The sequence below is a fragment of the Stenotrophomonas indicatrix genome, assembly GCA_041545745.1.
Taxonomy (GTDB): domain Bacteria; phylum Pseudomonadota; class Gammaproteobacteria; order Xanthomonadales; family Xanthomonadaceae; genus Stenotrophomonas; species Stenotrophomonas indicatrix_A.
This window is the reverse complement of sequence record CP168152.1, coordinates 1,162,130-1,174,848: the sequence shown is the minus strand read 5'-3', so window position 1 is coordinate 1,174,848 and position 12,719 is coordinate 1,162,130. Positions and strand designations below refer to the sequence as shown.

Below are 12,719 nucleotides of genomic sequence, written 5' to 3'. Positions count from 1 at the left end.
CCATGGAAACCCTCGACTATCGATTCGACGGCACGACGCCCGTGCGCTTCCCCACCAATGCAGTGCTGGTGGGCGTGCTGGCCTCGGGCAACCTGGAAATCCTGCTGGAACCGGCCGACCTGGATGGTGCGATGACGGTGCGCATCATCACCGCCGCACGTGGCTTCGGCACGGTATGGCAGGCCGTGATCGCCGACTTCGCCCAGCGTCACCCCCTGCGCGATGTACGCGTGTCGATCAACGATGCCGGCGCCACACCGGCCGTGGTCAGCCTGCGCCTGGACCAGGCGGTAGAGACCCTGCGTGCCGGAGACTGGACATGACGCTCGCACAGCGCAACAGCTATTACGAAGCCGATGCCCGCGCGCGCATCGCCGGCCTGCTCGATGCCGGATCGTTCTGCGAATTTCTCGGTCCAGCCCAGCGTGCCATCAGCCCGCATCTGGCGCAGCTGGACCAACCGGCCGCCTTTGACGATGGCATCGTCGTCGGCGAAGGACGCCTGCGCGGCAAGCGCGTGCTGGTGGCCGCGCAGCAGGGTGAATTCATGGGCGGCGGCGTGGGTGAGGTGCATGGCGCCAAGTTGACCGGCCTGCTGCGCCGCGCGGCAGACACCCATCCCGACGGCGTGCTGCTGCTGCTCGATACCGGCGGTGTGCGCCTGCATGAAGCCAACGCCGGCCTGATCGCCATTTCCGAAATCATGCGCGCCACCCTGGGCGCGCGGGCCGCCGGCGTACCGGTAGTTGCGCTGATCGGCAGTGGCAACGGCGCCTTCGGCGGCATGGGTATCGTCGCCCGCTGCTGCAGCACCGTGATCATGTCCGAAGAAGGACGGCTGTCGCTGTCCGGCCCGGAAGTGATCGAGACCGTGCGCGGCGTGGAGGAGTTCGATTCGCGCGACCGCGCATTGGTGTGGCGGGTGACCGGTGGCAAGCACCGCTACCTGATCGACCAGGCGCAGGTGCTGGTGCCCGATGCGATCGGCGCGTTTGCGCAGGCGGCCTTTGATGCGCTGCAGCCAGACACCGCAAGCACCGACACCGACGCGGCGCTGGCCGCGCTGCAGGCACGCCACGCCGGATTGAAAGCGCGCGTGGCGGCGTGGGGCGACTGCAACGATGGACTTCAGATCTGGGCACGCCAGGGCATTGCTGACCCAGAACGCCTGGCGCTGCTGGAAACCGATGCCTTCCTTGCCGCCACCGCACACCGGAGCCTGCCATGAGCCTGCCATTGAATACACTGCTGGATGCGCTGTTCCCGCGTGGCCATGCAGTCGCGGTGAACGATTCGGTACTGACCGGAACGGCAACCACCGACGACGGCGAGGTGACCGTGATCGGCACCACCGACAGGATCGAAGTGGGCGTGGATCACGCCCTGGTGCTGGCTGATACCGTGCTGGCCAGCACCGCTGCACATCCGCAGCGTCCGATCGTGATGCTGGTCGATACCGCCGGCCAGCGGCTGGCGCGCCGCGATGAGCTGCTGGGCATCAACGGCTACTTCGCCCACCTCGCACAGACCCTGGACCTGGCCCGCCGTCGTGGTGCGCGCCTGGTCACGCTGGTCTACGGCGAATCGGTCAGCGGTGGCTTCCTGTCGTTCGGGCTGATGGCCGACCACATCCATGCCCTGCCCGATGCGCAGGTGCGGGTGATGGACCTGCGCGCGATGGCACGGGTGACCAAGCAGCCGTTGGAAAAACTGCAGGCGCTGAGCCTGACCTCGCCGGTGTTCGCACCGGGCGTGGAGAACTATGTGGCGATGGGCGCAGTGCAAACGCTGTGGGACGGCGATCTGGCACATCACCTGCTGGAAGCACTACGTGCACCCGTCGACGGTGACCATCGCGCGGCGCTGGGCGCCGAACGCGGTGGCCGTACGCTGGCTGCGCAGGTGGCCACCGCTGTGAGCCACGGCAATGCCTGAGCGGCCGGCCCGGCACACGCTGGTCTGGCTGTCGGCCGATGCCGATTGGCGGGCCGACGTGGCCACGTACGAGCCGCGCCTTGCCGCATGGCTGGCGCAGGACCTGCCTGCGGTGGTGGCGCGTCGTGCCGCGGATGATGCCGATCCGCGCCTGCGACTGGGCATTCCATTGCCACCGACCGAAGGCAAGCAGCGCCTGTCGTTGCGCGTGCCGTTGCGCGACGTTGCTCGCATGCACGCGCCGCCGGCATTGAGTGAGCTGCTGGCAGCGGGCGACGCCGTTGTTCCACAGGCGTGGCGGGAATCACTTCACGACCTGCAGTCACTGGCCCCGGCCCGGGTGTTCGGCGCCTTCGCCTGGCAATGGCTGACCGCCCTGCCCTACGTGCATGAGCGTTCGGACATCGACCTGCTATGGCAGGTGACCGATGCTGCGCAGACCGAGGCGCTGATCGCGCAGTTGCTGGCATGGGAGACCCGCCATCCGCATCGTCTCGATGGCGAACTGTGCCTGCCCGATGGTGGCGCGGTGAACTGGCGCGAACTTGCCGGCCGCAGTCGGCAGGTGCTGGTGAAACGTCTGGACGGAGCCGCACTGGAAGCGCGCGATGCGCTGTTTGCCACGCGCGAGGCGATCGCATGATTGCCGCCCGCAAGCAGTTGCCTGCACACGGCACGGTGATCGACAGCGCTCGCCTGGGACGGCTGGCCATTGCCAGCCTGCACGCCGAGCTGGCGTGCGCCCCCAAGCCTGGCCTGGTCACGCCGTTCGACAGCGGCAGCCATGACGACATGGATGCCGGTACCTTCCTGCGCAGTCTGTTCGCCCTGCGCCACTACTTCACTGCGGTGGCCAGGGCCGGTGCCGCGGGTGCCCCCTTCACGGTGCTGCGCGATCACGGTATTGCCGCTGAAGCGGCCATGCTGGCCGCCACCGCCGGCATCAACACCCATCGCGGTGCGATCTTCAGCCTTGGCCTGCTGGTGGCCGCCGCTGCTGAGCGCAGGCGTGTGCATGGCCAGGCCGCATCTGCCGCGCAGGTGTGTCTGGCGGTCCAGCAATGGAAAGACGCGCTCATCGCTGCGCCACTGGACCCACACAGCCCGGGACAGCGCGCGCGCGCGCGGCACAGCGTCTGCGGCGTACGCGAACAGGCTGCCGCCGGCTACCCGGTGTTGCGCGAGCTGGCCCTGCCTGCCATGCGCCACGCACTGGACAGCGGACTGCCGCGCGATGCCGCGCTGTGCCACACGCTGATGCAGCTGGTGGCACAGGTGGACGATCTGAACCTGCTGCACCGTGGTGGCGCCGAGGGCCTGCGTTGGGCACAGCAACAAGCGAGCGCATTCCTTTCCTCGGGCGGCGCCTTCGCGCCGGACTGGCGTATGCGCCTGCAGTCCATCGGCGATGCCTTCGTGATGCGTCGGCTCAGCCCAGGTGGCAGTGCCGATCTGCTGGCCTGCGCCTGGTTCCTGCTGCAGCAGGAGGATGCATGAGCCTGGCCCTGCTCTGCCCCGGACAAGGTGCGCAGCATCCGGCGATGTTCGACCGCGTGCGTGGCATCGCCGCTGCACGCGCGGTACTGGATGCGGCGGGCGATGTGCTGGAACGCGACGTGTTCGCTGCCGCAGCCGCCGACGACCGCTTCGACAACGCGCAGGCGCAACCGCTGCTGTGCGCCGCCAGCATTGCGCAATGGCATGTCCTCCGCGACACCCTGCCGAGCCCGATCGTGCTGGCCGGGTACAGCATCGGCGAACTGGCGGCGCACGCCATCGCCGGCAGTTTCGACGCCAGCACCTGCCTTTCGCTGTCGGCCCAGCGCGCGCGCCTGATGGATGCTGCCAGTCCCGCCGGTGCGGGCATGCAGGCGATCCTCGGCCTGGATCGACAGACGCTGCAGCCGCTGTGCGACACGCACGGCGCGCACGTGGCCATCGCCAACGGCGCAGATCATTTCATCATCGGCGGCACGCAGCAGGCACTGAATGCTCTGGCCGCTGCCGCGCACGCACAGGGCGCGGAGGTCCGCCCGTTGCCGGTGCATGTGCCGGCACACACGCCACTGCTGTCGGCGGCAGTCGAACCGTTTGCTGCTGCGCTGCAGGCCACCACCCTGCATGCCCCTTGCCTGCCGCTGTTGGCTGGCATCGATGCACGACCGGTGCGCGACACCACGACGACGGTGCATACGCTGTCCGCGCAGCTGGCGCAGACCATCGAATGGGCACAGGTGATGCGCCAGGCCTTCGAGCGCGGCGCGCGGGTGTTCCTGCAGCTGGGCCCGGGCAACGCACTGGCACGCATGATCGCGCCGGCCTATCCATGCTGCGAGGTACGCGCCATCGAGGAATTCCAGAGCCTGGACGGCGCGGCGGCGTGGGTCCGCAGCGCGCTGCAACGGCTGCGGTAACGGGTTTGAGCAGTAGCGGGTTTGAGCAGTACGTAACGCGCAGTACGTAACAGGCCATACCCCGGGATGGCGGGCTTCCATCCGTGCAGTACGCGAATCAGGTGTCTGGGAGGGCGCATGACTCCACAAATTGCAACGATCATCGGTCTGGTGATCATGTTCATCGTCGCCACCGCGATGCCGATCAACATGGGTGCCGTCGCCTTCGCGCTGGCCTTCATCGTCGGCGGTCTCTGGGTCGACATGGGGGGCAAGGAAGTCCTCGCTGGCTTCCCGGGTGACCTGTTCCTGACCCTGGTCGGCATCACCTACCTGTTCGCCATCGCGCAGAAGAACGGCACCATCGACCTGCTGGTGCACTGGGCGGTGAAAGCGGTACGCGGCCATATCGTCGCCATCCCGTGGGTGATGTTCGTGATCACCGCCGTGCTGACCGCCTTCGGTGCGCTGGGCCCGGCCGCGGTGGCGATCATCGGCCCGGTCGCGCTGCGCTTTGCCATGCAGTACAACATCAACCCATTGATGATGGGCCTGCTGGTGATCCACGGTGCGCAGGCCGGCGGATTCTCGCCGATCAGCGTGTACGGCAGCATCACCAACGGCGTGGTGCAGAAGGCCGGGCTGGAAGTCACCGAGATGGCCGTGTTCCTGACCAGCCTCGGCTTCAACTTCATGATGGCCACGATCTGCTTCTTCGCCTTCGGCGGCATCGCGCTGCTGCGTCGCGGTTCGATCACTGCGGCGGGCACGGTCGGCACCGCGGAACTGGCGATGGCCGGTGGTCCGCAGGCCTCATCGCGGCAGTTCGCCATTGAAGGCCACGGTGCGTTGGTCGCGGCCGGTGGTGGCACCCTGTCCAACGACCCGGTGGCACTGGATGCGGTGGGCCTGACCCGCGAGCGGCTGTTCACCCTGATCGGCCTGCTCGGCCTGGGCGTGGCCGCGCTGATCTACAACCTCAACGTCGGCCTGGTCTCGATCACCGTTGCGGTGGTGCTGGCACTGCTGTCGCCGCAGAGCCAGAAGGGTGCGGTGGATGGCATCAGCTGGTCCACCGTGCTGCTGATCTGCGGCGTGGTCACCTACATCGGCGTGCTGGAACATGCCGGTGCCGTGGACTTCATCGGCCACGGTGTTTCCAGCATCGGCATCCCGCTGCTGGGCGCACTGCTGGTCTGCTACGTGGGTGGCATCGTCTCCGCGTTCGCCTCGTCGGCAGCGGTGCTGGGTGCCACCATTCCGCTGGCGGTGCCGTTCCTGATGCAGGGCCATCTCAGCGCCGCTGGCGTGATCTGCGCGCTGGCCGTGTCCTCCACCATCGTCGATGTCAGTCCGTTCTCGACCAACGGCGCACTGGTAGTGGCCTCGGCCGCGAAGGAAGAACGCGAAACGCTGTTCCGCCGCTTCCTGGTCTACAGCGGCCTGGTGGTGGCCTTCGGCCCGCTGCTGGCCTGGCTGGTGTTCGTGGTGCCGGGCTGGATGTAAATGCCTGCGGTAGTGCCGGTCGCTGGCCGGCAACCCATGATCGCTGGATGGCTTCATGAGGTTGCCGGCCAGCGGCCGGCACTACCTGGCGTTACACTTTCCGCATGGCCATCGCTCCCGCTCCGCGTACTCCGAAGAAGCGCGCCCCTCTGTATGAAGAGGTGGCCGAACACGTGCGCGAGCGGATCTACGACTACCGCCTGCCCCCGGGCGAATGGATCGACGAACCGGCGCTGTGCGGGGAACTGGGCATCAGCCGCACGCCGTTGCGTGAAGCGCTGAAGCTGCTCGCTGCCGAAGGCCTGGTGCAGATCGATGCGGGCCGCGGTGCGCGGGTCACCCGGCTGACGCTGGAAGACCTCAACCAGCTGTTCCCGGTGATGGCAATGCTGGAAGGCCGCTGTGCGCATGAAGCGGTCAAGCACATCGACGACGCCGGCGTGCAGCAGCTGGAAGATCTGCACGCGGCGATGGAAACGGCGGCCGCAGACGGCAACATCGCCGAGTACTACCGCAACAACTACCTCATCCACGAGACCGTGCAGCACTACGCCGGCAACCCGTGGCTGATCCGCATCACCCACGACCTGCACCGCATCCTGAAGATGCATCGCGGGCGCCAGCTGCTGGCCCCGGGGCGCACCGCGCAGTCGCTGGCCGAACACCGCGAACTGATGGAGTGCTTTCGCCAGCGCGATGCCGCGGCCGCCGAGCGCACGATGGAACGCCACCTGCTCAGCCAGGGCCAGGCCTTGGCCGCGTACGTGGCGAGCGGCGGATTGTTGAACGTGCCCGCGCCGTTGCCGACCGAAGGCGGAAGTTGAGTTCATGGGGTTGCCGGCCGCTGGCCGGCAACCTCGATAGGTCACGTCCCTGGTAGTGCCGGCCGCTGGCCGGCAACCAGGAAGCTCACGTCAATCGCCGCCGCCGCAGCTGCCGCCGTCACCCCCGCCACCGCTGTCGCCGCTGCTGCAGTCCGAGCTGCTGTAGCTGTGGTGGCTGTAGCTGTGGTGGCTGTTGCTGTCGCCGGAATAGCCGCCGGAGAAATCGGCGGCCCCCCCGCCACTGCCATCGCCCCGAGCGGGTGAGCCATCGGCGGTGGCCATCGCCATGCACACGATCGCGCCGACCAGCGGCAGCAGCCACACCACCAGCAGCTGCCCGGCGCGGCTGCTGACGGGAAGGTCGTCGCGCCCCAGCACCACGAAGCTGGCCACCAGGTTCAGCCCCAGCACCAGGGCAATCAGGACGAGGGTCACAGCCAGCATGGCGCAGCTCCTTGCGACGGGTTCGGGCCCGCAGACGATACCACTGCCGCCGGTTCGCCCTGGCTGTCATGAAGATGGGACAATGTGGGGCGCGCCGGCCTGCCCTCGGGGCCGCCGGCCCCCCTGCACCACACGGAAGAAGAAGAACAACAACATGCTGAAAGTCATTTTCGATACCGACCCGGGCGTCGACGACGCGTTGGCGCTGCTGTATCTGCACAAGCATCCGCAGATCGACCTGATCGGCGTCACCACCACCTTCGGCAATGCCTCGGTGGCGTCCACCACACACAATGCGCTGTACCTGAAGCAGGTCTGGGGTTTCACCGCCCCGATCGCGCGCGGCGCTGAAGGCCCGCTGCAGCCCGAAGCCACCCCGGAAGCCTGGCCGGTGCACATCCATGGTCACAACGGCCTGGGCAACCACCCGGTGCCGGAGACGCTGGATGTGGTTGCCGACAGCCGCCCGGCCCACCAGCTGATCATCGACCTGGTGCGCGCCCATCCGGGCGAAGTGACCCTGGTGGCGGTCGGCCGCATGACCAACCTGGCGCTGGCCCTGCAGCAGGCCCCGGACATCGCCGGACTGGTGCGTGGCGTGGTGCTGATGGGCGGTGCGTTCCACGTCAACGGCAACATCACGCCGGCGGCCGAGGCCAACATCTGGGGCGATGCCGAAGCGGCTGACATCGTCTTCACCGCCAATTGGCCGGTGACCGCCATCGGCCTGGACGTGACCACCCGCGTGGAAATGGACCGTGACGGCCTGGACAAACTGGCCGCCATCGGTGGCGCCGATGCCGAACTGGTCCGCGCCCTGTCGCAGGACTACGTCGACTTCTATCTGCAGGCCGGCCACAAGGGCATGGTCGTGCACGACTGCTGCGCCTGCATCGCCCTGACCCGCCCGGAGCTGTTCCAGTTCGAGCGCGCCAGCGTGCGCGTGGCCACCGACGGCGTCGCCCGTGGCATGACCATTCCCAAGCCGGAAGGCATGGGCTTCGGCCCCAGCGTGTGGGACGGCCAGGTGCTGCAGTCCATCGCCATCGGCGTGGATGCGGCCGCGGTGCTGGCCGACATTGGGCAGACCCTGAAGGTCTAAGCGCTCACGGCCCGCCCCGGGACACGGGGCGGGTCTTCGGCACGGTCTCCGGCAGCGTCCACAGCACCGGCAGCACCAGCACCGCCACCAGCGCGATCATCGCCCCCGGCGCCGCCGCCCAACCGCTGCGTTCCACCCACCATTGCGCCAACCACGGCGTCGCCCCGCCGAACACTGCGGTGGCCATGGTCACCCCCAGCGCCAGACCACTGACCCGGCCCTCGCCGGGGAACTGCTCAGCCGTGGCCGGTGCCGCCACCGCACTGATACCGCCGGCCACGCAGGCCAGGCTCACCGCTGCCAGCACGATGCCCAACGGCGCAGCAGAGGCCATCCAGCCGAACATCGACAACGGCAGCAGCGCCGCCAGCACCGTCAGCCCCAGCAGCAGCGGACGCCGCCCGAAGCGATCGGACAGCGCGCCACACAGCGGGGTGATCGCGATCACCGCCACCGCCGCAATCGTCGACAGCCACAGCGCATCACCTTCATCGTGTCCCTGCGCGTGCAGGAACGCCGGCACATAGGTGATGCCCACGTAGTAGGTGATCGAACCCAGTGCGGAAATCGCGAACGTGCGCGCCACGGCACCGGGATGGTTGCGCAGCACGTGCCGCAGCGGCGTGGCCGGAATGCTGCCTTCGCGCCGCTGCCGTTCGAACTCCGGCGATTCGTGCATGCCCGAACGCGCGATCAGGATCACCAGTGCCAGCGCCGCGCCGAAGAAGAACGGGATCCGCCAGCCCCAGCTGTCCAGCTGCGGCGCAGGCAGCAGCGCCACGGTGAGCGCGGAGATCGCTACTGCCAGCAACGCACCCACTTCGCTGGCCGCCGAGGCCAGCGAGGTGACCAGGCCACGTCGTCGCGCCGGCGCGCTTTCCAGCAGATAGGCGACCACGCCGGTGTATTCGCCGCCCACGGAAAAAGCCATCACGCAGCGCAGGATCAACAACAGCACACCAGCAGTCGCACCGGCGGTCGCCGCCGTCGGCAGCAACGCGGTGGCCAGCATGGCCGCGGCCATCAACGCCATTGAGGCCAGCAGCATCCAACGCCGGCCGAGCCGGTCGCCCAGGTGGCCGAAGCACAGCGCACCGAGCGGACGCATCAGGTAGGACACCGCGAAGCCGGCCAAGGTAACCAGCATCGCCTCCTGGCCGCCGCCGAAGAACACCCGCGACAGCACCGTGGCGAAGTACAGGTACAGGGTGAAGTCGTACCACTCCACCACCGTGGACAGGCCGGCCACCCACATCGAGCGCTGCCGCCCCGCGGTCATTGCGTGCTTTCCATCATGGCCGAAGGGTGTCACGGCGGCAGTGACGATGCAGTAGATCCACGCCATGCGTGGATGCCCCGGAAGGAAAGCAGTAGATCCACGCCATGCGTGGATGCTCGCTCTCCGTGGCAAACGGGGTCAGAACCCTTTGCTGTTCGCAAAGGGACCCGACCCCACTGTGTCACCGTGCCCGGCGCAGGGTGATCAACGTGATCTCCGACGGCACACCGATGCGCGCCGGGAACCCGGCCCACAGGCCGGCGCCGTTGCTCACGTACAGCGTCATGCCATCCACCGCATAGCGGCCGGAAACGAAGCCGCCGTTGGCACGCTTCACCAACTGGTCCATGCCGATGATCTGGCCGCCATGGGTGTGCCCGGAAAGCTGCAGCTTCACCCCGCGTGCAGCCGCTTCGCGCGCATTGCGTGGCCGATGGTCGAGCAGGATCACCGGCGCGGCAGGATCGGCACCGGCCAGCGCGGCCTCCAGGTCGGGCAGTGGCAAGCCATAGCGCGAGGCCACCGGGTCGGTCACCCCGGCGATGGTCAGCGCTGCATCACCACGGCGCACCTGGGTGTGGCTGTTTTCCAGCACCTGCATGTGCAGCGCGCGGAACGCCTGCATCCATTCGCTGTACTGCGCGTAGTACTCGTGGTTGCCGGTGATGGCGATCACCCCGTCCGGCGCACGCAGGTCAGCCAGCGGTGTGTAATCGTTGCGGCGCGCCTGTACCGTGCCGTCGATCAGGTCGCCGGTGATGACCACCAGATCGGGCGACAGTGCATTGCTTTCAGCCACGACCTGGCGCACCCAGTCGCCGGTGAGCAGGCGGCTGGCATGGATGTCGGTGAGCTGCAGCACGCGGTAGCCATCGAAGGCCTGCGGCAGGCCGGCAATGGCCACCTCGATCTGCCGCGGCTTGGGTATGGCCATGCCCTGGCTGACACCGAAGGCACTGAGCAGCAGCGCCAGCACCGCCGCCGACGGGCGTAGCGCTTGGCTGCGCAGTGCAGAGAGGGCACGCGGTGCGCGCACCAGGCGCGCAGCCACCAGCCCGGCATCCAGCACCAGCAGCGCCAGGGCCAGCAGCAGCACCGCAGTGGAGCCGGTGGCCAACGTGGCGATGGCCATCTTCGGAATTTCCGGCGAGGCCATCGTGCCCCAGAAGCTGGCGACAATGCGCAGCTGTACGGCAATGCCCACCAGCAGCACGGACAGCACCACCTTCAACCAGACGGGCAGGCGCAGTGGCCAGAACAGGCGCCAGGCCACATACAGGCCCATCAGAAAACCAATCGTACTCAGCACTACGACAATCCAGAACGGCAAACAGGCCCGCCATGGTGACGGCAGAAGATGGCAATGGATAGAGCCGAGCACGGGCTCGGCCCTACCGTCGTCACGCCTCCGGCAAGCGTTCCATCCGCAAACGCGTGATGCGGCGCTTTTCCATCGTCAGCACTGTGATGCGGATGCCGGCCACCTCCAGCGTGTCGTCGATGTCGGGCAGGCGCCCCAGCTGTTCCAGCACCAGCCCGGAGATGGTCATGTAGTCCGCACTGCGCGGCAGCGACACGCCGGCCAGCCGCTGCAGGTCGTCCAGGGTCAGCGCGCCGTCGGCGTCCCAGCAGGCCTCGCCCTGCGCGACCACGCCATAGCGCTCGTCCTGGGTATCGGCCAGGTCACCGGCGATGGCCGCCAGCAGGTCGTTTGCAGTCACCAGGCCTTCCACGCTGCCGTATTCGTCCACCGCCACTGCCAGCGGCACCGGGTGCCGGCGGATCAGTTCCAAGGCCTGCAACGCACTGGCGCTGGACAACACGTACTGCGGCTCGCGCAGGTTGCCTTCCAGTTGCAGTGGCCTGCCCTGCAGCAGGTCGGCCAGCAGGTCGCGGCTTTGCACCACGCCACGCAGGCTGTCCAGGTCACCCTCGCTCACCAGCATGCGCGTATGCGGCGACGCCACCAGGCGTGCGACCACGTCGTCGTCACCGCGCGCCATGTCGATCCACTGCACGTCGGCACGCACGGTCATTACGCTGGACACCGGGCGGTCAGCCAGGCCCAGCACGCTGCGGATCATCTCGTGCTCGGCCGGCTGCAGGCGTTCTTCGGTACTGCCGCGTTCATCGGCTTGTTCTTCATCGTGGCCATTGGCCTGGCGCGCACCCAGCAGGCGCAGCACTGCATCAGCGGTACGCTGGCGGAACGGCTGGCGCTGCTCGTTGCGCTCGCGGTTGAAACGTATCCACTGGTTGAACGTTTCCACCAGGATCGAGAACGCGATGGCCGCGTACAGGTAGCCCTTCGGAATCTTGTAGCCCAGGCCCTCGGCCACCAGGCTGAAACCGATCATCAGCAGGAAGCCCAGGCACAGCACCACCACGGTCGGGTGTTTGTTGACGAAGCGGGTCAGCGGCTTGCTGGCCAGCAGCATCAGCGCCATCGCGATGGTCACCGCCGCATACATCACGCCGAGGTTGTCGACCATGCCGACAGCGGTGATCACCGAGTCCAGCGAGAACACCGCATCGAGCACCACGATCTGCGCCACCACCATCGCGAAGCTGGCGTAGACCTTCTTGCCATTTTCATGATGCTCGCGGCCTTCCAGCCGCTCGTGCAGTTCCATCGTGCCCTTGAACAGCAGGAAAAGGCCGCCGCCCAGCAGGATCAGATCACGCCCGGAGAAGCTGTGCTCGAACAGGGTGACCAGCGGTTCGGTCAGTTTCATGATCCAGGCCAGCGCGGCCAGCAGCACCAGCCGCATCAGCAGCGCCAGCGCCAAGCCGATCACCCGCGCGCGGTCGCGCTGGTGCGGCGGCAGCTTGTCGGCCAGGATCGCGATGAACACCAGGTTGTCGATGCCGAGAACGATCTCCAGCACGACCAGGGTTGCAAGGCCCATCCATATCGAGGGGTCAGCCAACCATTCCATTTCAGGTCCGTTTCGTCAGTAAGGGGAAAGTGACGCGGTGCAGGCGTGCGGCGCAGCGAAGGTCAATCTGCATCCTGCGCCTGCGTGGGGTCATGCCCGAGCAGGTCGCCGGGGCTGCATTGCAGTTCGCGGCAGATCGCATCGAGCGTGGAAAAGCGGATCGCACGCGCCTTGCCGGTCTTCAGGATCGACAGGTTGGCCAAGGTGATGTCGATGCGCCCAGCCAGCTCGGACAGGGTCATGCCACGTTGCTGCAGCATGCGGTCGAGGGTGATGATGATCGCCATCAGGTCATGC

General features: G+C 67.6%; 14 protein-coding genes. 9 read left to right on the top strand and 5 right to left on the bottom strand.

The features are described from left to right. Positions 1-2 precede the first annotated feature (2 nt). From mdcC to ACEF39_RS05385, 8 genes are all read left to right on the top strand, one after another. On the top strand, positions 3-323 hold the full coding sequence (gene mdcC, locus ACEF39_RS05420) for a malonate decarboxylase acyl carrier protein (protein WP_500287216.1): 321 nt from the start codon (positions 3-5) through the stop codon (positions 321-323). Further along, positions 320-1,228 carry a biotin-independent malonate decarboxylase subunit beta gene (locus ACEF39_RS05415; RefSeq protein ID WP_500287215.1) on the top strand — a complete coding sequence of 303 codons (909 nt, stop codon included), beginning with the start codon at positions 320-322 and terminating at the stop codon, positions 1,226-1,228. Before mdcC ends, ACEF39_RS05415 begins: the two co-directional genes overlap by 4 nt. Positions 1,229-1,230: 2 nt before the next feature. Then, positions 1,231-1,935, top strand: coding sequence for a biotin-independent malonate decarboxylase subunit gamma (gene mdcE / locus ACEF39_RS05410; RefSeq protein ID WP_500287976.1), 705 nt, complete (start codon positions 1,231-1,233; stop codon positions 1,933-1,935). Next, positions 1,928-2,578: a malonate decarboxylase holo-[acyl-carrier-protein] synthase gene (gene mdcG / locus ACEF39_RS05405; RefSeq protein WP_500287214.1), complete on the top strand. Its 651-nt coding sequence runs from the start codon at positions 1,928-1,930 to the stop codon at positions 2,576-2,578. The genes mdcE and mdcG overlap by 8 nt, the downstream gene beginning before the upstream one ends. Continuing rightward, positions 2,575-3,432, top strand: a complete 858-nt coding sequence (gene mdcB / locus ACEF39_RS05400) for a triphosphoribosyl-dephospho-CoA synthase MdcB (protein WP_500287213.1) — start codon at positions 2,575-2,577, stop codon at positions 3,430-3,432. The genes mdcG and mdcB overlap by 4 nt, the downstream gene beginning before the upstream one ends. Further along, positions 3,429-4,349 (top strand): malonate decarboxylase subunit epsilon, encoded by a 921-nt coding sequence (gene mdcH / locus ACEF39_RS05395; protein ID WP_500287212.1) that lies wholly within the window; start codon positions 3,429-3,431, stop codon positions 4,347-4,349. The genes mdcB and mdcH overlap by 4 nt, the downstream gene beginning before the upstream one ends. 117 nt (positions 4,350-4,466) lie before the next feature. After that, positions 4,467-5,834 (top strand): SLC13 family permease, encoded by a 1,368-nt coding sequence (locus ACEF39_RS05390; RefSeq protein ID WP_500287211.1) that lies wholly within the window; start codon positions 4,467-4,469, stop codon positions 5,832-5,834. Between the two features lie 104 nt (positions 5,835-5,938). Beyond that, positions 5,939-6,658: a GntR family transcriptional regulator gene (locus ACEF39_RS05385; protein WP_500287210.1), complete on the top strand. Its 720-nt coding sequence runs from the start codon at positions 5,939-5,941 to the stop codon at positions 6,656-6,658. Between the two features lie 90 nt (positions 6,659-6,748). Here ACEF39_RS05385 and ACEF39_RS05380 read toward each other — a convergent pair whose 3' ends face one another. Then, positions 6,749-7,102: a hypothetical protein gene (locus tag ACEF39_RS05380; RefSeq protein WP_500287209.1), complete on the bottom strand. Its 354-nt coding sequence runs from the start codon at positions 7,100-7,102 to the stop codon at positions 6,749-6,751. Between the two features lie 154 nt (positions 7,103-7,256). Between ACEF39_RS05380 and ACEF39_RS05375 the strand changes: the two genes are divergently transcribed. Then, on the top strand, positions 7,257-8,204 hold the full coding sequence (locus ACEF39_RS05375) for a nucleoside hydrolase (protein WP_500287208.1): 948 nt from the start codon (positions 7,257-7,259) through the stop codon (positions 8,202-8,204). Between the two features lie 4 nt (positions 8,205-8,208). Here the strand turns inward: ACEF39_RS05375 and ACEF39_RS05370 are convergent, their stop codons facing one another. The 4 genes from ACEF39_RS05370 to ACEF39_RS05355 form a co-directional block, all read right to left on the bottom strand. Further along, a complete protein-coding gene (locus ACEF39_RS05370; protein ID WP_500287975.1) occupies positions 8,209-9,483 on the bottom strand; it encodes an MFS transporter in 1,275 nt (424 codons plus the stop codon). A gap of 181 nt (positions 9,484-9,664) precedes the next feature. After that, complete coding sequence (locus ACEF39_RS05365; RefSeq protein ID WP_500287974.1) at positions 9,665-10,801, bottom strand: metallophosphoesterase; 1,137 nt, start codon at positions 10,799-10,801, stop codon at positions 9,665-9,667. An 82-nt stretch (positions 10,802-10,883) separates the two neighbouring features. Next, positions 10,884-12,422 (bottom strand): TerC family protein, encoded by a 1,539-nt coding sequence (locus tag ACEF39_RS05360; RefSeq protein ID WP_500287207.1) that lies wholly within the window; start codon positions 12,420-12,422, stop codon positions 10,884-10,886. A gap of 62 nt (positions 12,423-12,484) precedes the next feature. Further along, on the bottom strand, positions 12,485-12,709 hold the full coding sequence (locus tag ACEF39_RS05355; RefSeq protein WP_100551815.1) for a helix-turn-helix domain-containing protein: 225 nt from the start codon (positions 12,707-12,709) through the stop codon (positions 12,485-12,487). Positions 12,710-12,719: the final 10 nt, after the last annotated feature.

Bases quoted from the DNA above. Each gene is read 5' to 3' on its own strand.
- mdcC (WP_500287216.1), top strand. From the start codon at position 3: ATGGAAACCCTCGACTATCGATTCGACGGCACGACGCCCGTGCGCTTC.
- ACEF39_RS05415 (WP_500287215.1), top strand. From the start codon at position 320: ATGACGCTCGCACAGCGCAACAGCTATTACGAAGCCGATGCCCGCGCG.
- mdcG (WP_500287214.1), top strand. From the start codon at position 1,928: ATGCCTGAGCGGCCGGCCCGGCACACGCTGGTCTGGCTGTCGGCCGAT.
- mdcB (WP_500287213.1), top strand. From the start codon at position 2,575: ATGATTGCCGCCCGCAAGCAGTTGCCTGCACACGGCACGGTGATCGAC.
- mdcH (WP_500287212.1), top strand. From the start codon at position 3,429: ATGAGCCTGGCCCTGCTCTGCCCCGGACAAGGTGCGCAGCATCCGGCG.
- ACEF39_RS05390 (WP_500287211.1), top strand. From the start codon at position 4,467: ATGACTCCACAAATTGCAACGATCATCGGTCTGGTGATCATGTTCATC.
- ACEF39_RS05385 (WP_500287210.1), top strand. From the start codon at position 5,939: ATGGCCATCGCTCCCGCTCCGCGTACTCCGAAGAAGCGCGCCCCTCTG.
- ACEF39_RS05380 (WP_500287209.1), bottom strand. From the start codon at position 7,102: ATGCTGGCTGTGACCCTCGTCCTGATTGCCCTGGTGCTGGGGCTGAAC.
- ACEF39_RS05375 (WP_500287208.1), top strand. From the start codon at position 7,257: ATGCTGAAAGTCATTTTCGATACCGACCCGGGCGTCGACGACGCGTTG.
- ACEF39_RS05370 (WP_500287975.1), bottom strand. From the start codon at position 9,483: ATGACCGCGGGGCGGCAGCGCTCGATGTGGGTGGCCGGCCTGTCCACG.
- ACEF39_RS05360 (WP_500287207.1), bottom strand. From the start codon at position 12,422: ATGGAATGGTTGGCTGACCCCTCGATATGGATGGGCCTTGCAACCCTG.
- ACEF39_RS05355 (WP_100551815.1), bottom strand. From the start codon at position 12,709: ATGGCGATCATCATCACCCTCGACCGCATGCTGCAGCAACGTGGCATG.